Annotated in this window: 25 protein-coding genes; 16 read left to right on the top strand and 9 right to left on the bottom strand. The window is 52.6% G+C overall.

Features of this window, described 5'->3' with window-relative positions; all coding sequences use genetic code 11:
- The first annotated feature begins 5 nt into the window (after positions 1–5).
- Both QWY30_RS12605 and QWY30_RS12600 read left to right on the top strand, forming a co-directional pair.
- Positions 6–614 (top strand): TMEM175 family protein, encoded by a 609-nt coding sequence (locus QWY30_RS12605; protein WP_290241575.1) that lies wholly within the window; start codon positions 6–8, stop codon positions 612–614.
- 12 nt (positions 615–626) lie between these two features.
- Positions 627–1,469, top strand: coding sequence for a PhzF family phenazine biosynthesis protein (locus QWY30_RS12600; RefSeq protein ID WP_290241573.1), 843 nt, complete (start codon positions 627–629; stop codon positions 1,467–1,469).
- 39 nt (positions 1,470–1,508) lie between these two features.
- Here the strand turns inward: QWY30_RS12600 and QWY30_RS12595 are convergent, their stop codons facing one another.
- Complete coding sequence (locus tag QWY30_RS12595) at positions 1,509–2,771, bottom strand: aspartate carbamoyltransferase (RefSeq protein ID WP_290241571.1); 1,263 nt, start codon at positions 2,769–2,771, stop codon at positions 1,509–1,511.
- Between the two features lie 77 nt (positions 2,772–2,848).
- Positions 2,849–3,139, bottom strand: a complete 291-nt coding sequence (locus tag QWY30_RS12590) for a GNAT family N-acetyltransferase (RefSeq protein ID WP_290241569.1) — start codon at positions 3,137–3,139, stop codon at positions 2,849–2,851.
- A gap of 49 nt (positions 3,140–3,188) precedes the next feature.
- Between QWY30_RS12590 and QWY30_RS12585 the strand changes: the two genes are divergently transcribed.
- The gene (locus QWY30_RS12585; protein ID WP_290241567.1) at positions 3,189–3,944 is read left to right on the top strand and encodes an alpha/beta fold hydrolase; all 756 of its coding nucleotides are present in this window, start codon (positions 3,189–3,191) and stop codon (positions 3,942–3,944) included.
- Between the two features lie 2 nt (positions 3,945–3,946).
- Positions 3,947–5,323, top strand: coding sequence for a sensor histidine kinase (locus QWY30_RS12580; RefSeq protein WP_290241564.1), 1,377 nt, complete (start codon positions 3,947–3,949; stop codon positions 5,321–5,323).
- A 79-nt stretch (positions 5,324–5,402) separates the two neighbouring features.
- Here the strand turns inward: QWY30_RS12580 and QWY30_RS12575 are convergent, their stop codons facing one another.
- Complete coding sequence (locus tag QWY30_RS12575) at positions 5,403–6,380, bottom strand: TerC family protein (RefSeq protein WP_290241561.1); 978 nt, start codon at positions 6,378–6,380, stop codon at positions 5,403–5,405.
- Between the two features lie 142 nt (positions 6,381–6,522).
- Here QWY30_RS12575 and nhaR point away from each other — a divergent pair, with 142 nt between their 5' ends.
- From nhaR to QWY30_RS12560, 3 genes are all read left to right on the top strand, one after another.
- Positions 6,523–7,401, top strand: coding sequence for a transcriptional activator NhaR (nhaR, locus tag QWY30_RS12570; protein ID WP_290241559.1), 879 nt, complete (start codon positions 6,523–6,525; stop codon positions 7,399–7,401).
- A gap of 134 nt (positions 7,402–7,535) precedes the next feature.
- Positions 7,536–8,372, top strand: a complete 837-nt coding sequence (locus QWY30_RS12565; RefSeq protein WP_290241557.1) for a Bug family tripartite tricarboxylate transporter substrate binding protein — start codon at positions 7,536–7,538, stop codon at positions 8,370–8,372.
- A complete protein-coding gene (locus tag QWY30_RS12560) occupies positions 8,338–8,505 on the top strand; it encodes a hypothetical protein (protein ID WP_290241555.1) in 168 nt (55 codons plus the stop codon). Before QWY30_RS12565 ends, QWY30_RS12560 begins: the two co-directional genes overlap by 35 nt.
- Before the next feature lie 5 nt (positions 8,506–8,510).
- Here the strand turns inward: QWY30_RS12560 and QWY30_RS12555 are convergent, their stop codons facing one another.
- Positions 8,511–9,143: a trimeric intracellular cation channel family protein gene (locus QWY30_RS12555; protein WP_290241553.1), complete on the bottom strand. Its 633-nt coding sequence runs from the start codon at positions 9,141–9,143 to the stop codon at positions 8,511–8,513.
- A gap of 211 nt (positions 9,144–9,354) precedes the next feature.
- On the opposite strand from QWY30_RS12555, the gene QWY30_RS12550 reads away from it, so the two are divergent.
- The gene (locus tag QWY30_RS12550) at positions 9,355–10,227 is read left to right on the top strand and encodes a transporter (RefSeq protein WP_290241551.1); all 873 of its coding nucleotides are present in this window, start codon (positions 9,355–9,357) and stop codon (positions 10,225–10,227) included.
- A gap of 10 nt (positions 10,228–10,237) precedes the next feature.
- On the opposite strand, the gene QWY30_RS12545 is transcribed toward QWY30_RS12550, so the two are convergent.
- Positions 10,238–11,176 (bottom strand): LysR family transcriptional regulator, encoded by a 939-nt coding sequence (locus tag QWY30_RS12545; protein ID WP_290241549.1) that lies wholly within the window; start codon positions 11,174–11,176, stop codon positions 10,238–10,240.
- 298 nt (positions 11,177–11,474) lie between these two features.
- Between QWY30_RS12545 and QWY30_RS12540 the strand changes: the two genes are divergently transcribed.
- Together QWY30_RS12540 and QWY30_RS12535 are read left to right on the top strand one after the other, a co-directional pair.
- On the top strand, positions 11,475–12,869 hold the full coding sequence (locus QWY30_RS12540; protein ID WP_290241547.1) for a GntP family permease: 1,395 nt from the start codon (positions 11,475–11,477) through the stop codon (positions 12,867–12,869).
- A 125-nt stretch (positions 12,870–12,994) separates the two neighbouring features.
- Entirely contained in the window at positions 12,995–14,314 is a 1,320-nt protein-coding gene (locus tag QWY30_RS12535) for an MATE family efflux transporter (RefSeq protein ID WP_290241650.1), read from the top strand.
- Here QWY30_RS12535 and QWY30_RS12530 read toward each other — a convergent pair.
- Together QWY30_RS12530 and QWY30_RS12525 are read right to left on the bottom strand one after the other, a co-directional pair.
- On the bottom strand, positions 14,311–15,831 hold the full coding sequence (locus tag QWY30_RS12530) for a glycosyltransferase (protein WP_290241546.1): 1,521 nt from the start codon (positions 15,829–15,831) through the stop codon (positions 14,311–14,313). The genes QWY30_RS12535 and QWY30_RS12530 overlap by 4 nt on opposite strands.
- A gap of 86 nt (positions 15,832–15,917) precedes the next feature.
- Positions 15,918–16,901 (bottom strand): high affinity choline transporter 1, encoded by a 984-nt coding sequence (locus QWY30_RS12525; protein WP_290241544.1) that lies wholly within the window; start codon positions 16,899–16,901, stop codon positions 15,918–15,920.
- 230 nt (positions 16,902–17,131) lie between these two features.
- Between QWY30_RS12525 and QWY30_RS12520 the strand changes: the two genes are divergently transcribed.
- Genes QWY30_RS12520 through can form a run of 3 tightly spaced genes read left to right on the top strand, consistent with a single transcriptional unit; the run spans position 17,132 to position 19,137 of the window.
- On the top strand, positions 17,132–17,881 hold the full coding sequence (locus tag QWY30_RS12520; RefSeq protein WP_290241542.1) for an SDR family NAD(P)-dependent oxidoreductase: 750 nt from the start codon (positions 17,132–17,134) through the stop codon (positions 17,879–17,881).
- 15 nt (positions 17,882–17,896) lie between these two features.
- Positions 17,897–18,421, top strand: coding sequence for a hypothetical protein (locus QWY30_RS12515; protein WP_290241540.1), 525 nt, complete (start codon positions 17,897–17,899; stop codon positions 18,419–18,421).
- Between the two features lie 35 nt (positions 18,422–18,456).
- Positions 18,457–19,137: a carbonate dehydratase gene (can, locus tag QWY30_RS12510; protein ID WP_290241537.1), complete on the top strand. Its 681-nt coding sequence runs from the start codon at positions 18,457–18,459 to the stop codon at positions 19,135–19,137.
- Here can and QWY30_RS12505 read toward each other — a convergent pair.
- Positions 19,117–20,367, bottom strand: a complete 1,251-nt coding sequence (locus tag QWY30_RS12505) for an MFS transporter (RefSeq protein WP_290241536.1) — start codon at positions 20,365–20,367, stop codon at positions 19,117–19,119. The genes can and QWY30_RS12505 overlap by 21 nt on opposite strands.
- 82 nt (positions 20,368–20,449) lie before the next feature.
- Here QWY30_RS12505 and QWY30_RS12500 point away from each other — a divergent pair, with 82 nt between their 5' ends.
- The gene (locus QWY30_RS12500) at positions 20,450–21,343 is read left to right on the top strand and encodes a DMT family transporter (protein ID WP_290241535.1); all 894 of its coding nucleotides are present in this window, start codon (positions 20,450–20,452) and stop codon (positions 21,341–21,343) included.
- A gap of 20 nt (positions 21,344–21,363) precedes the next feature.
- Here QWY30_RS12500 and QWY30_RS12495 read toward each other — a convergent pair whose 3' ends face one another.
- The gene (locus tag QWY30_RS12495; protein WP_290241533.1) at positions 21,364–21,558 is read right to left on the bottom strand and encodes a hypothetical protein; all 195 of its coding nucleotides are present in this window, start codon (positions 21,556–21,558) and stop codon (positions 21,364–21,366) included.
- A gap of 154 nt (positions 21,559–21,712) precedes the next feature.
- Between QWY30_RS12495 and QWY30_RS12490 the strand changes: the two genes are divergently transcribed.
- Together QWY30_RS12490 and QWY30_RS12485 are read left to right on the top strand one after the other, a co-directional pair.
- A complete protein-coding gene (locus tag QWY30_RS12490; RefSeq protein WP_290241531.1) occupies positions 21,713–22,867 on the top strand; it encodes an alpha-hydroxy acid oxidase in 1,155 nt (384 codons plus the stop codon).
- A gap of 67 nt (positions 22,868–22,934) precedes the next feature.
- Positions 22,935–23,456, top strand: coding sequence for a TIGR00645 family protein (locus QWY30_RS12485; RefSeq protein WP_290241529.1), 522 nt, complete (start codon positions 22,935–22,937; stop codon positions 23,454–23,456).
- The last annotated feature ends 29 nt before the right edge of the window (positions 23,457–23,485 follow it).

The raw sequence follows: 23,485 nt of genomic DNA, 5'->3' as shown, positions 1-23,485 counted from the left end.
TGAATATGGCGAGCGAAGTCAGTAAGCAGCGGTTGGAAGCGCTCTCCGACGGCATTTATGCGGTCGCACTCACGATACTCGTGCTCGATTTGAAATTACCATCACAGTCTTTTGGCGGTGATGAAGGTGCTTTTTTAAATGCACTAGAGGGTTTGTTGCCCAATTTACTGACCTGGCTACTCAGCTTTTGGGTGTTGTCTATTTACTGGCTCGCGCAAGTCAAGCTTTACCGACTCACCAAAGACGTCGATCATGCGATGGTGCGGTTTGCTTTTGGAGAGCTCGCACTCATCAGTCTTTTGCCCTTTTCGACCTCCCTGATCGGCGAGCACGGAGACCACGTCGCGGCCGCAGCGATTTACAGTTTGAATCTGGTGGGCATTTCCGCACTTTCATTACTCAGAACAACGCACGTTCTCAATCGTACCGAGCTACATGAAAATCAGATTCTATCCTCATACAAGGTAGCATTGTCGATTGGCGTATGGACCAGACTGTGGTGCGCGTCGGCAACCTTTGCCTTGGCGTTTTTCTATCCTGGATGGAATATGCTGGCGATGTTGCTACCGACCATACTGGTACCATTTCTTTTAAAACGCCGTCGACTCACCTAATCAGGTTCGCTTATGAATATCCGCCGTTTCATTCAATGTGATGTCTTTAGCCCCATCCCATATCAAGGTAATGGCTTGGCTGTTGTCGTGGACGCGGATGGTTTGACGGCCGAACAGATGCAACGTTTTGCCGCATGGACAAACCTTGCAGAAACCACCTTCCTCTTGACGCCCACCGATCCAAGCGCCGACTATCGCGTGAGAATCTTCACGCCGAGCCGCGAGATGCTGTTTGCGGGCCACCCGACACTCGGGACATGCGCCTCGTGGCTGCACTGTGGTGGCATCCCAAAAACAAAAGGTCTTGTCAGACAAGAGTGCGGCGTTGGTATCGTTGAAGTGGATGTCTCTCGACAGCCCACACTTTCGTTTGCCGCGCCCCCAACCACAATCAAAGAGATGGATCCTGCCCATCGCAGCGAAATCATGCGTGTGCTGGATATCCCACCTGAATCAGTCATTCACACAGCAGAACTTTGTAACGGCCCTGTGTGGCAATTGTTTGAACTGAAACACGCCGATCAAGTCCTTGCCTTGGACTCCTCTCGCGTGAGATGGCCACAATTTAAATCGATCGGCCTCATCGCACCGCACACATCGGGTCACGAATGCGACTATGAGGTGAGGATGCTTGCCCCCTCGAGCGGGATGAGCGAGGATCCCATCACGGGATCTCTCAATGCGGCGATAGCGAAATGGCTACTGGCGCAAAATCGTTTGAAACAACCCTATCTTGTCGCGCAAGGCACCTCAATCGGACGAACGGGTCGCGTGATGGTGACCCCTGAAGGCAGCGAGACCGCTTGGATTGGCGGACAGGTGCACATCCTGATTGAGGGCAAGGTCAGCATCTAACCTGCTTCAGATCTGACCTTGCGCCACACCCGCAAGCGATTATTCGAAATCAGGCAGCGCGTCGTCGGGACCGATGTGCGCGGGCGTCACCCAGGTGACATCCTTCATCGACCGTTGCACGAGCTTGTCCACGCCCAAGAGCTTGGCAAAGATCGCCATGCGGATCGGAATGCCGTTATCCGTCTGACGGAAAATCGCCAGACGCGGATCCGCGTTCAAATCAATGCTCAAATCGTAGGAGCCCGGACGACCATCTCTTGGCAAAGGATGCATGATCACCACATCACTCTTGCACGCCTGATTCACAAGCTTTTGATTGATTTCAAACTCGGCGCCATAGCCATCGATCGCTTCCTCTCCAAAGCGCTCTTTTTGAATACGCGTGGCATACAAGATATCGGCTTTGGCCAGACCATTTGCCGGCGAATCACTGAACTCGACAACATGACCGTTGCGGCTCACGACGTCGACAATCTCTGCAGGCATTTCCAAAGACTGAGGCGCGATGAGCGTGAATGTCAAACCTCGATAGAGGGACAACAACTTGATCAGCGAATGTACGGTGCGCCCATATTTCAAATCGCCCACCATCGCGATATGCGCGCCATCGATGAGCTTGCCAAGTCGGGAAAATTCGCGCTGGATCGTATATAAATCAAGCAAAGCCTGGCTCGGGTGCTCGCCCGGACCATCACCACCGTTCACCACAGGGATATTCGTGGCGCGCGCAAACTCGGCGACGGCACCCTTTTCAGGGTGACGGATCACCATCGCATCAACGTAGCCACTCACCACACGGCTGGTGTCGTAAATAGACTCGCCTTTGGCCATCGAGGAAAAAGTAAATCCGGTCGTGTCGCAAACCGATCCGCCCAGTCGGCAAAAGGCAGCTCCGAAACTGATGCGGGTACGGGTACTCGCCTCGAAAAACAGATTCGCCAATACAGCGCCTTCGAGTACACGAGTGACTTTTTGACGCCTGGCGATCGGCTGCATCACATCGGCCAGCCAGAACAACTCCTCGACCGACTCGCGAGACAGCTGATCCACGGACAGCAGATGGTTCGCCGACAAGCCAGAGCCACCCACTCCACTCTGCGGACTATCAGGCAAATTATCCAAAATCTCAGTGACATACCGACGGGCGACCTCTGGCATCGCGCGATACTCGCTGGATTCGTCAGGCAAGAGCCAGCTGTCCAGAGTGCGACGCCGGCAGCCGATTCTTTCGGCAAACGCATCACGAGTCATATTTAATCGGCGCATTGCGTCCCTAAGCAGCGCCTGTGTTGCGATTGCCATAGCTCACCTATACACAAAAGTTGGCATGAATGACGTAATTATATGCACATTGCGTAAATCGGCGAGAAATATTTAACTCAGGATTCCTTGTCCTTGTTCAAAGTATCGCCCAAACCGATGCCTTGAAAAAACTGCGCGCCTAATGGGGAGATCGGGTCATGTACTTTGGCAATCGGTCCTTTTATTTTCTTGATTTCGTTAATCAGCAGCGTCCCGAACCCTTGACGACGATAAAGAGGATTGACATAAATGTACTCAACCTCACCCAAATCATTAAAGCGGCTATAACCAATCGTCGTATTTTGATTTTTGATCAGTACGACACCCTCGGATATATCAATCTGATAATCGTCTGATTTGCCTGACATCTGAGCAACCTATAATTTAAGAAACTAATTAGACTCAAAGAGAGACATTATGCCCATGTACGAAAAAGGTTCCGTCCGGATCCAATACAAAGAAGCCGGCTCAGGCATCCCGCTCCTGATTTTGCCAGGTGGCGGACTCAACGCGACGATGTCTTTTTTCAACACGCGCTCACCTTTTGATGCTGTTGAGGAATTCAAGAACGAATATCGCTGCATCACCATGGATCTTCGCAACGCCAATGGCGGCGAGTCCTCAGGCCCCCTGGAAATCGAGCGCCCCTGGGACGCATATGCCGATGACCAACTTGGACTGATGGATCACCTGGGGATCGATAAATTCCTGGTGATGGGTTTCTGCATTGGCGGTCCGTTCATCTGGAATCTGTTAAAGCGTGCGCCCGAGCGGATTATTGCCGCAGTCATGGTGCAGCCAAGCGGCTATCGCCCTGAGCTACCCGACCAGTTTTATGCCAACAACATCAAAGACTGGGGTCCCGCATTGTGCGCGCGCCGTCCCGATCTCGACATGGAAACAGTGCATCATTTTCTGGAAAAAATGTATCGCGCCAATCCCGATTTTGTTTTTACAGTCTCACGCGACTTTGTCCGGCAGTGTCAAACACCGATATTTGTCATGCCAGACGACACCGCCCCGCACCCTTACGCGGTGGCTAAAGAAGTGGTTGATCTGGCGCCCAATGCCGAAGTCAGTATCTATCCCTGGAAGGAGCCAAAAGAGCGCGTGCCTGAAGCTGTTGCGCAAGCGCGTGCTTTTTTAGCGCGGCAACGCAATAGAATCAGCTAAAAATGCAATTGAGCCTGATCCCGGCGATCTTCATATTCTTTGGAATATTGTCGATCGCCTATTCCTTAACTCTGCTGTTCTATTTCGCCAAACAGAAGAATCGCGCGATTGAAAACTGTGCGCTCGGCGCTTTCTTGCTCGGCACTGCTGGAATCATCACTGTTTTCAGAACAGAACTGCACACACTCATTTCATATGTCGGAGCGAACGCGCTCGCTTTTCTGGCTTATCAATACTTTAACTATTCGCTCATCAATCTGATCGGTGAGCAACCAAACCTTAAACCTTCGTTTTTGCGCAATCTGACAGTATTCACACTGTATTCACTTGGTCTTTACGCGACTGGGATTCTGTTTAATCCAGGTTATCAAACTATTTACGTCTGTCTTGCCATGGTTTACGTCACGACAGAAAGCGGCTTTTTATCGCTCAAAGCTTTCAAGAAAAACGGCATAGATCTCGTCAAGGTATACGGGATTCTGTTTTTTGCGACCGCTTTACTCTGGGGTGGTCGCATTGTCCTGGTGATGCTGGACATCGCGACGATTGCGTTTGATACAAACATCATCAACACAGTGATTTTTATCGCTTTATTTTTACTGGGCATTTTTCGCTACATGATTTTCCCGATTTTTCTACTCAAAATCGCGGAAAACGAAAAAGAAAAACTACTCATCGATAGTCTGGTGTGGGCCAATAAAACCGCCGCGACCGGCGCCCTCTCCGCGTCAATTGCGCACGAGCTGAATCAACCGCTAGGCGCCGTTCAAATCAACAGCGAATTCATGAAGCTTCAATTATCGAATGGTCGCTTCGACGAAGCTTTACTGAAAGATCTCGCTGAGAAAATCGTCCAGGACAATTTGCGGGCCGGCAGCATCATTCAGTCGCTGCGTTCGATTTTCAATGAGGATCAACCCAATGCCAATGCGATTGATCTCGGCGATATCGTGCAGTCGGTCCTCCAGATCACCAATCCCGAGTTATCCCGACGCAACATTCACGTCAAATTACGCCTCGCTTCGAAAACCATTTGCAAAATCAACGCCCCCGAAATTCAACAAGTCCTTCTCAACCTTTTGAACAACGCGATTCATGCCCTCGCAAGCGTTGAGCGCGCGGACAAAGAGATCACAATCGAGATTGCCCGCGTGAAGGACGGTGCCACGATCACGATTTCAGACAATGGCCCAGGTATTTCACCCGAGCGTAAAGAGAAGATATTTGAGCTGGCCTCGAGTGGCAAACGAAGCGGCATGGGTCTTGGACTATGGCTCTGCAAACAAATCGTCACGAGAAACAAGGGGACGATTACTTACGAAGATATTCCGACAGGTGGGGCTCAATTTTCAATACGTCTACCAGGTGAGGTCAGCTAGACGGACCTCTCACATGAAAATGCCCGCGAGATTCAACGTTCATCTCGCGGGCATCAACAGCATCGAAAGTATCGACAGATTACTTGCTTTCAGTCGCCGTTCCTGACTGAGCTCCCTTGTTGGGGATGAGCAAGCTGGCAATGATTGATGTCAGCAAGATCGCGCCTACTACCATCAGCGAGATGCCCACCGGGATCTTGTACCAGTCCACGATCAACATCTTCGTACCGACGAACACCAGGATAAAGCCCAGACCGTAAGTCAACAGGTGGAAACGGTCCTTGAGATCTGCCAACAAGAAATACATCGCTCTCAAACCCAGAATCGCGAAGATATTGGAAGTCATCACAATGAACGGATCTTCGGTGATCGCGAAAATCGCCGGGATACTATCGACAGCAAAAATGATGTCGGTAATACCAATCATGATGACCACCACAAACAAGGGTGTGAAGAAACGGACACCATTCTTGTAGACCCAGAATTGCTCTCCCTCGAAGTGCGGCAATATATTCATATGGCCGCGCATCCATTTGAGGATAGGATTTTTTTCGAGATCCGAATCCGCCTCAGCGAAAACAAGCATCTTGATACCGGTGACCAACAGGAACAGACCGAAAACATAAAGAATCCAGTGGAACTCTTTAATCAGCCACGCTCCGATCAAGATCATCACAGCGCGCAACACAATTGCGCCGATCACACCGAGGATCAGGACTCGCTTTTGCAGATGAGGTGGCACCGCAAAAAATGTAAACAACATCAAAAATACGAAAATGTTGTCCACGGCGAGTGACTTTTCAATCAGATATCCGGTCAGAAACTCCGAAGCCTTGACGTTTGCGACCTCGCGCCCAGCCTGCCCGTCCAGATACCACCAGAGCAGTGCGTTGAAAATCAATGCCAAAGCGACCCAGAGGGCCGACCAACGTAGCGCCTGACCCACCGACACCTTGTCATCGCCTTTTTTCTGCAACACCAAGAGATCGACTGCGCAGGCGACCACTACAAACACAGCGAAGCCGGTCCACATCCACCAACTACCAATCGTTTCCATCTCACTTCTCCCTAAGCCTTTCAATTGGACGCGAGACTCGCATCACCAATTCGTTCAAACACAGGCGAGAGACTAAAGACTATTCATCTCAATTAAAATGGTATATAAGCTGATTGTTATTATGAATTATTCGAACTAATAAATGCTTAATTACCATCATTTACGCTATTTCTGGGCCGTCGCAACCGAGGGCAACCTGGCGAGCGCGGCTGAAAAGCTCGGCGTCAGCATTCAAACAGTCAGCGGCCAAATCACCAAACTCGAGGGTGATCTTGGCCGGACTTTGTTCCAGCTCGAAGGTCGCCGCCTTGTACTGACTGAGGCGGGCCGTGTCGCACGACGCTACGCGGATGAGATTTTCCGCCTGGGCGAACAAATGCTGGATAGCCTTGCCGATGAATCCCTCGAGCGAACACTCCGGCTCACCATCGGAGTCTCCGACGTTTTACCCAAGACAGCTTCTTATCGACTGCTCGCGCCCGTTTTACACGGCAATCTGCAAGTCAAAATCGAGTGCATCGAAGGTCGCTTCGAAGAACTACTGCCCTCATTGCTCCTGCATAGACTGGACCTTGTGCTCTCAGACCGACCGTATGCCCAGGGCGGTCCGCAACAGATTCGTTCACACCTTCTGGGAAAAAGTCCGGTCGCGATATTCGGTAGTGCTGCGCTCGTGTCACAACTGAAAGGACCCTTTCCAAAATGTCTCAATGGCAAACCTATGTTGTTACCCACCCACGGCAGCGTATTGCGCGCCCAGATTGATGACTGGTTGACCCAGCATCGCGTCCAAGTCAGCGTCGTGGCCGAATTCGATGACGGTGCGCTCATGAAAACGTTCGGCATGCACGGAGAGGGATTCTTCCCAGCGCCTTTTATCGATCCGTCTGACATCACCGCTCAATTCCAAGTCACCCAGGTGGGTCAAGTGGAAGACGTGTATGAGAACTACTACGCGCTGGTGGACAAACCCAAACTCAACAACCCGGCCGTACAGGCCCTCCTCGCAGCCAAACCATAGGTGGATGCGAGAACACATTCTTCATACTTTACTTGCATACCCAAGGGACTTCCCCGATTTCATTTTCAGGGGATCGACTTATGCTGAGACACCTTGAGTATTTCACGAATGACTATTCTTTTAAGCGAGCACATATGCTGATTAAAAAACTGCTCTCCATGATGGTCGCCGTTGCGGCCACCACAACAGGCCTGACTGCCTTTGCGCAGGATGCCTATCCGAATAAACCCGTCAAATTGATCGTGCCCTTCCCGCCCGGTCAGGCCACTGATATTGTCGGGCGACTGCTCGCGGACGGACTCACCAAAGAGTGGGGCCAGCAAGTGATTGTGGATAATCGTGGCAATACGATCGTTGGCATGCTGGCTGGCAAAACAGCGCCCGCTGACGGCTACACAATTACGTTCGGTACGAGTGGCACACTGGGCGTCAATCCCAGCCTCTATTCCAAACTGCCTTACAGCCCGAAAGACTTTGAAATGGTCAATGGCGTCTTTATTGTGCCGCTGATGATCGTGGCGCATCCCTCATTCCCTTACAACACAGCAACCGAGCTGATTGCCGCGGCAAAAAAGGAACCCAACAAAATCAATATTGGTTATGCGGGCACAGGGACTTCCCAGCACTTGACCGGAGAGCTTTTCAAATCGAGCGCCAATATTGAAATGACTGGCGTCAATTACAAGGGCAGCGGCCCAGCGATGACCGACTTACTAGGCGGTCAAATTCCTGTCCTGGTTGATAGCCTGGCCTCGGCGTTGCCCCACGTCAAGGCCGGCAAAATCAAAGCCATCGCCATGACGAGCGCGCAGCGTGTCCCGCAACTTCCCGACGTGCCGACTGTCGCCGAGGCGGGACTGCCCGGTTTTGACGGTAGCGGCTGGGGTGGTCTCGTGGTGCCTGCAGGCACACCTCCTGCTATCGTCGCAAAAATCAGTGCCCGACGTACAAAAACTGCTGCGCGATCCTGAGTTTCAGGAAAAAATCATTGCCCGCGGCGCGATTCCCGATCCTCGTGGAGCCAAAGACTGGAGCGCCTTTGTGGACGCCGAAGTTGTGAAATGGGGTGATGTGATCAAAAAGGCCAACCTGAAAGCCGACTAAGTCCGCTAAGTCCTCCACGTGGGAAGTTTCCAGTCAAACACCATCGCCAGCACGCGCAGCGCGGAAGCGCTCGCGGCTGAGAGAAACAGGCAAGTCCACTGGGGCAAACCCAGATGATGCGCCAGGACCAAGACCCACCCACCGGCAAACGCGCACAACGCATAAGGCCGGTGGTCATTAAAGACTCGTGGGATTTCATTACACACGACATCTCGCAATACCCCGCCAAACACCGCGGTAATCATGCCCATCATGACCGCCACAAGTGCCGGCATCTCCATGCTCAGCGCGATCTGAGTGCCGCCCGCGCAGAATAGACCCATTCCAAGCGCATCAGGCCATTGCATCGCCCGTTCGGTCGGCTCGAAATGCTTGCCACGCATAAACAAAATGGCTGCGCTGGCCAACACCACCACGAGCCAGAGCAAAGAATGATTTTCTACCCAGAAAAAGGGGCGTCTATCCAGCAAGACGTCCCGAAGCGTCCCTCCGCCAAACGATGCGAGTATGGCTACTGCCGATACCCCAACCACATCCAGTCGCCTGCGAGCAGCCTCGATCACCCCCGAAAGAGCAAAGGCCACAATCCCGACGATCTCAATCACCAGTTGAGCCGTAGTAAAGACCGAAACATCCATTTTTTGACTCCGACTCACGAAAAAACAAGCAATCTGTTGAGCTTGCACGGGTTAAGAGGTAATCTACGATTGCCATTTTGACTATACACAAAGTTATAAATAGTATTTTTAGGTATAAATTTACATATTCCAACCAATGAACATCAAAAAAATACTGCAGATGGCGAAGAGGCAGTTTGCCCGCAGTGTTTCATTGCGTTCGACAGGCCCTATGAGTCAACCTGCTTTGCTTGTTGTCTTCTTTGTTTCCCTCTTTTTTGTTTCTCTCAGCAGCCACGCCATCGATCTCAACCCCTTTGATGCGGTCGCGCCACCACCAGATAGAAACTTTTTTTCCGCCGCCTTGGTCAACTCTGAACTCAAAGGCAACTACACCGACGGAAATAAATCTCGCGATACGCCCACCTTGTCCAGTAATCAGCTCCAGCTGCGTCTAGGACGATCCTACAGCATCGGGGGTTTGACCGGGCTTTCGTTTGTGCAGCTGCCGATGGGGGAGTTAAAACCTGGTGGCTCAGCCTCAAGCCAGCCAACAGACTACGGCCTTGGAGATCTCACACTGGCCACCGCGCTTTGGCTACATGCCAATCGTCAGACTCGCACCTATTTTGGAATGGCTGGGTATCTCACGTTACCAACTGGTAGCTACTCCAATCAGCAATTATTCAATATCGGCGGCAAACGCGTTGTGGGGGATATCCAATTCGCTTATCAAACAGCGCTCAGCAAAAGTTTTGATGGCATGGTCGGCTTCGATACGATGTGGTTTGGTCCGAATAATCAAGTCGGCCCTAATAACGCCCAGCTGACCCAAAAACCCTTATATACCGCCCAGATCGGCCCAATTTATCATCTCAACAACACGTTCTCCTTTGCCGCGACCTACCTCTACATGTGGGGTGCAGAGACTGCGGTAAACGGCCTGAGCAACAACAATGCCCTGCAAACACATCGCTATCTGCTCAGCGCTGTGGCCACCACGAACAAAGGCCGCTTCATGCTGCAATACGGCACGAATCTGGATACTCAATTCGGTTTTGCAGAGACGCGCAGAGTCTTGCTGCGTTACATGACGTCGTTCTGACCGAGTCATTTCACCCAATAAACGTCGCATCCACCCAGATTTTTTTCTGGCACAACTCTTTCATGACACGCTTGGCGACTTCACTGACGGCTTGCGCAGCCGTTGACAAAGGAATGTGACGGGCTCGACACAGTGCGACCCGACGCGTCACCTCGGGCGAGCGAATCGGCAGACTCGACAGTAAGCCACTTTCTATTTCTGCCTTGAGTGGCATGACCGGCAAAATGGTTTGTCCCATACCAGCCAGCAAAGAATTTCGCAAAATACTGATGGAACTGATGTCAGCCAATACGTTGGGAGGTTGCAGACCGGCTTTCAGAGCAGCATCTTCGATGATGGGACGCACGCCATGTGGTTGGGCGGGCAAGATCAGGGGCTGACTCAAGGCCTCTTTAAACGATACCGACGTTTTACCTCGCCGAGCTTTATCAGTCGTCGGATAAATCAGGGACATGCGCTCTGACACCAGCACCTCGGATAAAAAATCATCGAGCTGCCCATCATCAAACAAAATGGACAAATGCAATGAGCCCGCCTGCAGCTGCTGGGTCAGATTCCCGGTCAACTCTTCGGTTAACTCCAGATTCACCATTGGCAATGACTGACGGACCGCTGCGATCAGTGGCAAAGCCAGTGCGTGAGACACGCTGTGGGGCAATCCAAAAATCACGCGTCCTGAGGGCGCTTTGAGCAAGCTGGATACGCTTGCCTGCGCATCTGCGACCTGCCTGAGGATTGAGAGCGCATGTACATGAAAAAGCGCCCCCGCTTCGGTTAACGTCACGCCTCGACGCGAACGCAGAAAAAGTGCTGCGCCCAGTTCTTCTTCGAGCTGGGCAAGCTGATGACTCAGCGCGGACTGGGCAATATGAACCTTGCTGGCTGCTTTGGAAAACGTGCCATGCTCTGCGATCGCGACAAAATATCTAAGTTGCCTGAGCTCCATCATCCACATCCATCTGTTTAATAGATGGATATAGATTAAATCAATATTATGCAGATAGGTAAAAAAAGACTCTAATCGATCTACAGGTTGTTCATGTGTAACTGTTGATTACCGTTAACAGGTCGCCGTATCTTCAGAGCGGCCCGCACATCAAGGCCGATTCTTCTTACCAGAAGATGGATAAAAGGTGATCAATCCTTCGGTTGATCACCTTGTTTTTTGTTACATATGTTTCATGCCACAGAGTCTCGGCGAAACATCCCCATGCTAGGCTCAAGAACTTTTGTTGCAAAGGGTCTCCATGGAACTGCTCTCGATTTTGCTTTCTCTCGGTTTGCTGATGTATCTGGCGTATCGAGGCATGAGTGTGCTCATTTTGGCACCTACCATGGCGCTTCTCGCAGTCGTGCTCAATGGCGATATTCAGTCCCTTCTCCCTGTCTATACCCAGGTCTTCATGAAGGCGATGGGTGGCTACCTGATTCAGTACTTTCCGCTTTTTTTGCTTGGCTCAGTCTTCGGACGGCTCATGGAGACTACAGGCTACGCGCTTGCGCTCGCCAATGCCATCACAGAGAAACTCGGCCCGCGCAGGGCTATTCTTGCCGTGGTGGTTGCCTGCGCCCTTTTGACATACGGGGGCGTTTCACTGTTCGTTGTTGCCTTCATGATGTTCCCCATCGGCAAATCACTGTTTGAGCGTGCGCAGATCTCTAAAAACTTACTCCCGGGCGCGATCGCGCTGGGCGCGTTTACTTTCACCATGACCGCCCTGCCCGGGACACCTTCGGTACAGAACTCAATCCCCAGCCCCTTTTTCGGTACCGATGCGTTTGCCGCCCCTGGACTCGGCATCATCGGCAGCCTGTTGATGGCCTCGCTGGGCATGTGGTGGCTTACCCGGCAAAGCAAGCGATCCAACGAGCCCTCGCCAACATCCGACACCACCACGCTCCAAGCATCCACCCCTGCTATGGTCCCGTCCACCAGGCTGACTGTTGCCTTGATACCCATCCTGCTCATGGCCGGCACCAACCTCCTGATGGCCAAATGGTGGCTACCTGCGTGGCAACCAGAATTCCTCACACACGCCAGCTTCGGGCTGACGACCCTGAGCTCCGTGTCCGGCCTCTGGGCCATCATCATCGCACTGAGCGCTGGCGTGCTGTACTTGTATGCTACCCAAGTGCTCAACTCGCTTACGTTTACTCAGGCCAACGAGGCACTCAACGAAGGTGCCAAGGGATCAATGCTGCCGATCCTGAACACCGCCTCAGAGGTGGGCTATGGTTCAGTCATCGCCAGCTTGAGTGGCTTCTTGCTGATTCGGGAGTTTGTCCTCAGCATCGCACCTGGTAACCCTCTCATTAGCGAAGCCGTTGCGGTCAACGTACTGGCCGGCATCACCGGCTCGGCTTCAGGAGGGCTCTCTATCGCGCTGCAGACACTCGGTTCTGACTATCTGGCCCGTGCGCTTGCGCTTGGTATGAGCCCCGAGCTTTTGCACCGTATCGCCGTCATGGCATCGGGCTGCATGGATACCTTGCCTCATAATGGAGCCGTGATCACCTTGCTGGGCATCTGCCAACTAACTCACCGCCAAGCCTATTCGCATATTGCGATGGTCACACTTGTCTTTCCACTCATCACTCTAGGCGTTGTACTAACACTGGCGACTTTTTTCGGGAATTTTTAGATATCTAGTATGCTCGCTCAAGCACACATTCAAAATAACAAGCGGACAACACAGAACTTACCGTGAGCAACACAGCGAGCAATACTTCCCCGACTCCCAAACCTGGCAATGCGCGGCTGGAAGCGATGCTAAAGGGACCGATCTTCCTCACCCTACTGAGCCTGGCCTGGCCCAACCTGGTCATGATGCTCGCTCAGTCAAGCACCGGGTTTATCGAGGCATGGTTCCTGTCCAAACTTGGCATCGACGCCTTGGCGGGTGCCGCTCTGGTTCTGCCCATCCTGATGCTGATGCAAAGCATGTCACAGGGTGCGATGGGAGGGGGGATTTCATCGGCGGTTGCACGAGCGCTTGGCGCAAACAGTCACGCTCAAGCAAATAGTCTCGCCCTGCACGCAGTGGTGCTCAACACTGCGCTTGGTATCATTTGTTCGGCGCTACTGGTCACCTTCAGCAAACCTCTTTTTGAACTGATGGGCGCCAAAGACGCATCACTCGCGGCGGCAATGGCCTACGCAAATATCGCCTTTCCTGGACTGATTCTCATGTGGATCATGAATGCCCTGGCCAGCATCATCCGCGGCTCCGGAAATATGTTCACTCCAGGCATTGTGATCTCTGGTGGGGCCTTATTGCTGGTTCCGATTTCTCCTCTGCTGATATTTGGGTGGGGGCCCTTGCCCGCGCTTGGCATCGCAGGCGCTGGGTGGGCTCTGGTGGTCTATTACGCAAGCGGCACCGCAATTTTATTTTGGTATGTTGTTTCAGGTCGCAATCTGGCACGCCTTCAAAAAGGGCCGCTGAGCTGGTCACCGATGCGCAATATCCTGGGCGTGGGTGGCTTAGCCACCCTCAACCCACTTCTCACCAATGGACTGATCGCTTCCACCACCGCGCTGGTCGGTGCTTATCTCGGCACGGCGGCACTCGCAGGCTATGGCACCGCCGCCAGACTCGAATACCTGATTTTCCCGGTAGCATTTGGAATTGGTGCGCCGCTTGTCGCGATGGTGGCCTCCAACCTGGGCGCCAAACAGCCCGAGCGCGCTTTGCGCATTGCACTGACAGGCGGCGCGATGGCTTTTGTCGTTGCAGAGTCAGTCGGACTGGCCGCTGCCATCTGGCCACACAGCTGGATGCGTCTGTTCGGCGAAGACCCTGAAATGATCGCAGCGGGTGCGGCCTACCTTCAGATTGTCGGACCTTTTTTTGGCTTTTTCGGCATGGGTTTCACACTGTATTTCGCGGCGCAAGGTGCCAGAAAACTTGTCTGGCCACTCGCCTCGGGCGTACTGCGCCTGATCATCGCCGTGCTCGGTGGCTGGGCCATCCTGCACACGACATCATCACTCACCTGGTTTTTCGCTGCCTCGGCTCTTGCGATGGCCGCCTATGGCAGCGTGATCCTGGCAACCACCAATCCGCGCAGGTGGTTTAAACACTAGACAGTTAGCTGTATCTCGGAAAATGACCGGACCTGCTGAATAGTGGGACAACTCGAATAATCATGACTCACAGGCTCAATCACAAAAGCACGATCTGCACGCGTCAATAAATCGATGTGATCATTCCCGCTACTAATCACCCAGATTTCTTTAAAGAAGGGCGCACTTGTTTTAGCCCTGAACTGAACGAGCACATTCACTTGACGCACAGAGTCATCCGTTCGGTCATGATCGTTTAAAAATGCTTCGTTCAGCAGCACATGTCCCATGCAAATATCATTTTGAAACTGTAAGACATGCGCGAGCGCAAAGTCTGCAAAAATTCGCTTTCTCATGATTTCAGTGCCTGCGAAAAATTGATTCGAAAGCAAACCCACCATGAAACCCTCTCGCCGCATCTGATTGACACATTCAATCACACCGGGTTTCAGTGTCAACCCCATCGCAATTTTTTCGAACTGACTGCGATGAACAAACTTGAATAAGGCAGCGATACGCTGACAACGCTCCCGATCGCTCAGATCGCTCTCATGACTGATCGCGCGCAATTCACTCTCGACACCCGCCGCTTGCGCAAGCATGTCGATGTAACGTTCTTCGCAAATCGTTTCATCCATATCGAGCAAGAGCAACTTGGTGCGATCCTTTTGGCGCGTCAACACGTACTCAAAAGACGCAATCGCCTGGCGTTGATTCTCGTACATTTCATTAATCTGCTCGACATGCAGTCGACCCGCCTCGCGCGAATAATGATGAATGACCCGAGAGACCTCAAACGCCATGGAGGTCAAGTCAGCAAGGGCCTGACTCTCATGCTCTAAAGAGCCGATATCGACCTCGGCAAGCCTTGCGCCCTTGCGAAACGCATCAATCAGCAAACCAATATCCACGCCGTAACCTGCTTCGAAAGTCAAATTTCTGAACAAGCTCACGCGACCAGAAATAATGCCCCCCAAGGGTTGGGAAAAATGTGCAAGCTCCGGGAAAAAAACTTTGAGCATCGGCTTGGCCGTCAACTCTGTGACGCGCCCACCACCTCGCCCAAACTTTGCTTTCACGAAATCGGCTTCATTTTTTCTGAGTGGTGCGACCATGTCAGAAATGATGCCGGGCTGCAAGCCTGACAAATCGCCATCTAAAAACACAACAAATTCATGACGCGCCGCGCCCACGCCATCTCGCATGGACATACCCTTGCCAAGCATCGTACTGGTCATCACTGTTGCGCCTGCGGCGCGCGCGATTTCGACTGTTCGATCAATCGAACTATCATCGATCACAAGCACTTCGCCCGTCGCGGGATCGCTCAACGCATACTGAATCACAGAAGCGATCGCTTTCTCTTCATTCAGCGCAGGAATGATCACTGTTGCCAACGCATCATTTGCAATGCTTGGATTGACAGCCTGGTCAGACGTTGAGAATGTATTTGGCAGCCTGCTTAAATGCGTACGTCGCAAGAACTGCCGAAAACTGTAATTGATTGAGCGCCACAGTCGCGCAAAATGTGTCCCCATGGTTGACTCCCACGTGGTTTCATTCGGCACTCATTGTAACGGTATCACTGCGCACGTGCTGCAAACTATTTCTTGCAAGATGCAAACTATGTATGCAAATGTTTTTTATTCGGTGTGATGTATGAACCCAGGATCATTCCGCCCAAGCTCGCGAACAGACCGAAGAGCTGAGGAGGCACGGGCACATCAACGCCTGTAATTTCCAAAATGATCCATGTCGATAGACCAAACAAAATGGCAAACGCAGCACCCAGGTTACTGGCGCGCTTCCAGAACAGACCTGCCGCAAGTGGTACGAATGCGCCTGCGAGCGTGATCCGGTAAGCATTTTCTACCATTGTGTGAATGGTGGCTTCCGTTGCCACAGCATAAAAGGTCACCATACAGCTAAAGACCAGCACAGTGATCCGAGTCGACCACAACAACTGCCTGTCGGTCATGTGTGGCGCAAAGCCCTTCAAAATATTTTCAGTAAATGTGATCGAAGGTGCGAGCAAGGTGCCCGAGGCTGTACTCATGATGACAGAGATCAATGCACCAAAAAAAATCACCTGCATATAAAACGGCATGTGATTCATGATCAAGGTTGGCAAGATCAACTGCGAATCCGTGTTGATCAAATCAGCAACCATCTTCGGATCGATGATGTTGGCCGTATAGGCAAGCAGCAATGGAACAGACGCGAAAAAGAAATATGAAACTCCGCCCAAGGTCGTCGCCCACACGGCAATCTGCTCGTTGCGCGAAGAATTCACGCGCTGAAAAACATCTTGCTGTGGAATGGAACCCAAAGCCATCGTCACCAGTGCCGCCATCCACCCCAGCATGTCCCAGATCTCGAAAGAAGGCAAAAATTCAAATTTGCCCTCAGCCGATGCTTTCGCAAGCACATTGGATAAACCACCGGCTTGCTCGGTTGCAAAGTTGGTGACTAGCAACAGTCCGATAATGATGACAATCATCTGGACAAAAGTCGTGAGTGCCACAGACCACATACCACCAAACATTGTGTAAAGCACCACGACGGCAGCGCCAATCAACATACCCTGCGTCATGGAAATCACGTCCATGCTGGTAACAGCACCTCCACCATTCTGTATTGGGGTGTGATTATTATCGCCATCGTGGGCGTCCTGCTGGTTGGCAACGCAAAAGCCAAGAAAGCCAAAGCCGCCGCCGAAGCACACTAAAAGTCACAGAACAACCAACCCGTTCTGTCACTGCCAAATGGCCCCTTCGGGGGCCATTTTTTTTCTGCAGCGATTACACTGCCCAAGTACATTTGAACTAGGAAATTGTCATGATGCAGATCGATTTGAAAGGCAAAAGAGCGCTAATCGCCGGCGGAAGTCGGGGTATCGGTTTTGGAATCGCTCAATGCTTTGCGAAAGCCGGGGCGGATGTCTCCATATGCGCCCGCACACCAAGCTCCCTAGCCGAGGCGCAACAAACACTCTCCCAGTATGGCGGTCGCGTCCTGACAACCGCATGCGACTTGGGCGATGCCAATGCGATCAAATCCTGGGTCAATCACTCTGCCTCCGAGCTCGGTGGCATCGATATTCTGGTGAATAATGCCTCAGCCTTTGGTCGCCAGGATAATGAAGAGGACTGGGCGGCAAGCGTGCAAATCGACCTGATGGCGGCCGTGCGCGCCAGTGCCGCAGCCCTGCCTTTCCTTGAAAAACAGGGCGGAAATATCATTCATATTTCGTCAATTTCCGGCCTCAAGGCGACCGTGCGCTCGGTGCCTTATGGTGCGATCAAAGCCGCGATGATGGAATATACGCAAACACAAGCGTTGTCCTACGCCAAGAAAAACATACGCGTAAACTGTATCGCACCAGGATCAGTCATTTTCGAAGGCGGCAACTGGGACAAAGCTAAACGCGACAACCCGAAACTATACGAAGCCACGCTGGCCAAAATTCCTTTTGGTCGCTATGGAAAACCTGAGGAAATCGGTCAGGTTGTTGCTTTCCTCGTGAGTGACCTGGGCGCCTGGATCACCGGGCAAACCATCGTCGTAGACGGTGGACAAACACTCTAGTTCATGGAACACCTTATGCCACGCACACTGCGATCCTCTCTTCGCGTACTTTTTCAATCCGTTCTTGGCGCAACGCTCCTCTCTCTGGCGATCGGTTGTAGTTCGACCGACAGCGAAAAGAAAAAAGAGACTCGGGTCGTGATCCCTGAACGGCCAGTAGAAGTTGTTTTCAAAAACATGTCCACGGTACAGGTCAAAAACAATCTCATGAGCGCATGTTCGCAAAGCCGTTTACGTGTTGTTCCTGATCGCGACGAAGTCGTTTGCATACGCCACAATCTCGACTCTCGCAGAGAACAAATGTTGCTCACACTGATCAACGACGATTACGCGAGAAACATGACGGACAACATCAAGTTTGTTCTGACACCGGAGGAGCGTGACGTGCGAGTCGTAGGGAATGCCTATGTTCAGTTCGCTTCGCCACTTGGAATCGAAATCGATGCAGGCGTCAAAATTACGCGCGTCAATTTGCGCGACAATGAGTCGTTTTCAATGCTGGAAGCGGTAGTCAAGCAAGCCAGTGACATGAAGCCTTGAAAACGCCTGACGCGACATAAACAACGCCTATCTCTATGACGAATCCAACGACCACCAAAGCGAGCAACCCGCACGAACTCACCCAGCTTTTTGAGAATAACAGGGAATGGGTCGCGTCCGTCATCAAAAGCGATCCTGACTTTTTCAATCGCTTGGCTAACCAACAATCACCCGAGTACCTGTGGATCGGCTGCTCGGACTCTCGCGTGCCCGCCAACCAGATCACGGGTCTCGCGCCAGGCGAAGTGTTTGTCCACAGAAACATCGCCAACGTTGTCGTCCATACGGATCTCAACGCGCTTTCAGTCATTCAGTTCGCGATTGACCAGCTCAAGGTCAAACACATCATCGTCGTCGGTCATTACGGCTGTGGTGGCGTGCGAGCCGCGATGGAAAATTTTCGTATCGGTCTGGCCGACAACTGGATCCGTCATGTCAAAGATGTCCACGACAAACATGGCACCTATCTCGGTCGACTCACCAACCACACCGAGAGACTCAATCGCCTGTGCGAACTCAACGTGATCGAACAGGTCGTCAACGTTTGCCAAACCACCAGCGTCCAGGATGCTTGGCATCGAAACCAACCCGTCACGGTGCATGGATGGGTCTACGGTGTCGAAGACGGCTTGGCGCGCGACCTCGGCGTGAGTGTCGCCTCACCCGATGAACTCGAACAGCGCTACCAGCTGGTCCTAGCCAAACGATTTACCTGACAGACTGATAGTCTGGCGTCTCAAGCGCCAGAACAGCCAGACGGCGATCGAAAGATTGAGCGCGTTCCAGATCAAACCATTGATCATGGCGACCTTGTAAGACCCCGTGATGTCAAATATTTTTCCAGACATCCAGCCGCCTAACGCCATCCCGAGCATGGTGGCCATGATGACCGACCCCACGCGTTTTCCTGTTTCAGCTGCGGGAAAGTGCTCACGGATAATGATCGCGTAAGACGGGACGATTCCACCTTGAAACAAGCCAAACGTTGCCGCGATCAGATACAGCGATACCAGACCATCAAAGGGCAAAAACATCAGCAGCGCGATCCCCTGCAACGATGAGCCCAGCAACAACGTCCGGATCCCACCGATCCTATCGCAAATAACACCCGAAATCAGTCGGCTCACGACACCACACGCCAACATCAGCGACAGCATCTCCGCACCGCGGGCCGCCCCGTAACCGAGATCCACACAATAGGCGACGATATGCACCTGGGGCATGGACATGGCGACGCAGCAGGCGAGACCCGCAATAATCAGGAGTGTCTGGGCCTGACCCATACTCAATCCAAAAGGTCGCGTCGAGGAAAAAACGTTAGACGCCGCCGAGGTCGACGGCACGTTCAGTGGGGGACGCCTTCTCAAAAACAGGGCCAAAATACCCATCCCGACACCACACACCACCCCCATCCAGAGATAAGTTTCACGCCAGCCAATCGTGGTCACGCCCCATTGCGCGAGATAAGGCCACACAGCGCCGGCTACGTAATTGCCGCTCGCGCAGACCGCGACAGCGATGCCGCGTCTTTTGTTCCACCACAAGGAGGTATCCGCCACCAAAGGCGCAAAAGTCGAAGATGTCCCCAGCAAACCCAAGAAAAGACCGTGCGCCAGCGCAAATCCCATGATGCTTGTGCTCAAGCCCGCCCACGTAAAACCGATCAAAATACCTGCTGAACCGATTAGCAGGGAAATCGTGACCCCGAAACGATCCGCGATTTTGCCCATGTAGACGCCACCAACGCCGAACCCGATCATCATCAAGGTGTAGGGCAACGAGGCATCCGAGCGTGAAACACCGAACTCGGCCTGCACTTCAGGTAAAACGACTGCCACCACGAACATGGAGCTGCTGCCCATCAACATCGCAAGCAATGCGATCACAAGGCGCCAAAACGCATAACGCGAGTCAATCAGTTCTGCAGGGGCCGGTGTATTGTTCATGGGGAGCGTTCAGAAGGTACAGGCAGCGTAACATGACTCAAACCGTCTCGACAGATCGTCATCTGGACGTACACTCTTGCCTATGACAAGCACCTTTTGGTTTACCCCGGTTTTTATCCTGATCTGGAGCACCGGCTTCATCATCGCCCGCTACGGTATGCCCTATTCCGAGCCGATGACCTTTTTAGCAATCCGCTTTGGCGCGGTCGTGCTTTGCATGATCCCGATCGTGCTGTGGCTTAAAGCCCCCTGGCCGCGAGGCCGTCAAGTCTGGCACATCGCGATTGCCGGAGCGCTTTTCCAGTTTGGTTACCTCGGTGGCGTATGGGCCGCCGTCAAACTTGGCATGCCCGCGGGACTGGCCGCGCTGATCATCGGCCTGCAACCCATTTTGACAGGACTGCTCGCCTCCTTTGTCTCCGAACACGTCACACCGCGGCAGTGGTTGGGTTTGTTTCTGGGCCTGACGGGTGTGGCCCTGGTGCTATTCACCAATATCCGCCTCGAAGGCCTGTCTCTCGCAAGTATCCTCCTGGCTTTTGGCGGCATGTTCGCGATTACCTCAGGCACGCTCTATCAAAAGCGTTTTTGCCCGTCATTTGATCTGCGCACAGGGTCCGTCATTCAGTTTTCAATCAGCACGCTGTTGTGCGTGATCATGATGTTTCTTTTCGAAACGCGCGAGATTCAATGGACCGTACCCATGATTGGTGCGATGCTATGGGGAATCCTCGCAATCTCGATTGGCGCCATGAGTCTTTGGTTTATTTTGCTGCGTCGTGGAGACGCCACCAAAGTCAGCAGCATGATGTATCTTGTGCCGCCCACCACCGCGATCATGGCCTGGATCTTGTTTGACGAGCCCATGACACCCACCGTCCTCATGGGGATTTTTATCACCATGCTTGGCGTACTCATCATCAACCAGGCTTCCTGGCCAGACTGGCTGAAACGTCGCGCCTCCACCCAGACCTGAATTCTGACTGCGCGGCTGTGTTAGCGTCGGCTCTGCCAAATCAAAAGGCCCGTGACGAGCGCAATCACCGCAATCATTGTGATTGGAAAATGATCCGCGGAAGTCATCGTATGAAAAAGATCCTCCAGCAGACTCGTGCCATGGCCCGGATGCGCGTGCGCCGGCGCACTCGATGCGGCGATCACGCCTAAAAGTCCTAATTTTTTCTTTCCCATCAAACACTCCTTGAAAACACATCCCTGGCGGGAGTTGTTGAAAATAACCTGCAGAAACAATCCGCGCCCGTTAAACTCTAGCTACTGCGCTGAATCACTCAACGCATGCACCACTTTGGTTCATTCATGCACTCATGTCCGGAGACCATGCACCATGGCTGTGATTACCAACGTCGAAGATCTACGCGTTCTGGCTAAAAAACGTGTGCCACGCATGTTTTACGATTACGCGGACTCGGGCTCTTGGACTGAGAGCACGTATCGTGCCAACGAGAGCGATTTCCAAAAAATCAAACTGCGTCAACGCATTTTGGTCAACATGGAGAATCGTTCAACCGCGACAACCATGATTGGTCAACAGGTCGCCATGCCGGTCGCGATCGCCCCCACGGGTCTGACAGGCATGCAACATGCGGACGGCGAGATTCTGGCCGCCCGGGCAGCCAGAGACTTTGGCGTACCCTTCACCCTTTCGACCATGAGTATTTGTTCGATCGAGGATGTCGCCGAGGGCACCAATCATCATCCCTTCTGGTTCCAGCTTTACGTCATGAAAGACCGGGACTTCATCGAGCGCCTGATCGAGCGGGCTAAACGCGCCAATTGCTCCGCGCTCGTCCTGACACTGGATCTTCAAATTCTCGGTCAGCGTCACAAAGACCTCAAAAACGGTCTGAGCGCCCCTCCGAAAATGACACTCGCCAATATCCTCGACATCGCCACTAAACCGCGTTGGGCACTTGGCATGCTGGGCACCCCCCGCCGCCAGTTTGGCAATATTGTCGGCCATGTCAAAGGTGTCTCCGATATGAGCAAACTCAGCGAGTGGACCGCGTCTCAGTTTGATCCCGCGCTGAATTGGAATGATGTTGAATGGATCAAAAAATTATGGGGCGGCAAACTCATCCTGAAAGGCATCCAGGACCCCGAGGATGCGCGTCTGGCCCTGAATAGTGGCGCTGACGCATTGATCGTCAGTAACCACGGCGGTCGGCAACTGGACGGTGCGGAGTCCAGCATCCAGTGTCTGCCCGCGATTGTCGATGCCGTCGGTAAGCAAATCGAGGTCCACATGGACGGCGGCATTCGAAGCGGCCAGGATGTGCTCAAGGCCCGTGCGCTTGGTGCGCAGGGTTGCTACATTGGGCGAGCCTTTTTGTACGGTCTAGGCGCCATGGGTGGTCCTGGCGTCACCAAAGTGCTTGAAATGATCCATAAAGAACTCGACCTGACGATGGCGTTTTGCGGTCGAACGGACATTGAGACAGTCGACAAAAGCATTCTTTTACCCGGGACTTTTCCGACTTGAACATCGCAATTTCAGCATTGAAATATGATTTAATTCTCGCCGCTTATTCCTTTTAACCTCACAAAAAATGACTCAGAAACAAAGCACGATGCGTACCCTGCCACGCTGGATTTTCATGAGCCGCTGGCTTCAGGCCCCACTCTATCTTGGCCTGATCGTTGCCCAAGGCATCTACGTCTGGCAGTTCTGGAAAGAATTGATTCACCTCATTGGCATGATGGCCATTGAAAAAACCGTGACAGAGACCGAGCTCATGCTCATCGTGCTCGGTCTGATTGACGTTGTGATGATTTCAAACCTGCTGGTCATGGTGATCGTGGGAGGCTGGGAAACCTTTGTCTCGAGGCTCGACCTCAAAGACCATCCTGATCAGCCTGAATGGCTCTCGCATGTCAATGCGGGCGTTCTCAAGGTCAAGCTCGCCACAGCCATTATCGGGATCTCGTCGATTCATTTGCTGAAAACTTTTATCAATGCCCCGAGCATGGAAGACTCAACCATGATGTGGCAGACGATTATTCACCTCGCTTTTGTATTGTCCGCGCTCGCGATCGCTTACACCGAAAAGCTGCTGCGCTCGGATCACTGACGCGCTCACTGACGCACCCACTCACGCGC

It is taken from the genome of Zwartia panacis, assembly GCF_030410395.1.
GTDB classification, from domain to species: Bacteria; Pseudomonadota; Gammaproteobacteria; order Burkholderiales; family Burkholderiaceae_B; genus Zwartia; species Zwartia panacis.
The sequence above is the reverse complement of the archived record's forward strand: the minus strand, read 5'-3'. Positions and strand labels throughout refer to the sequence as shown.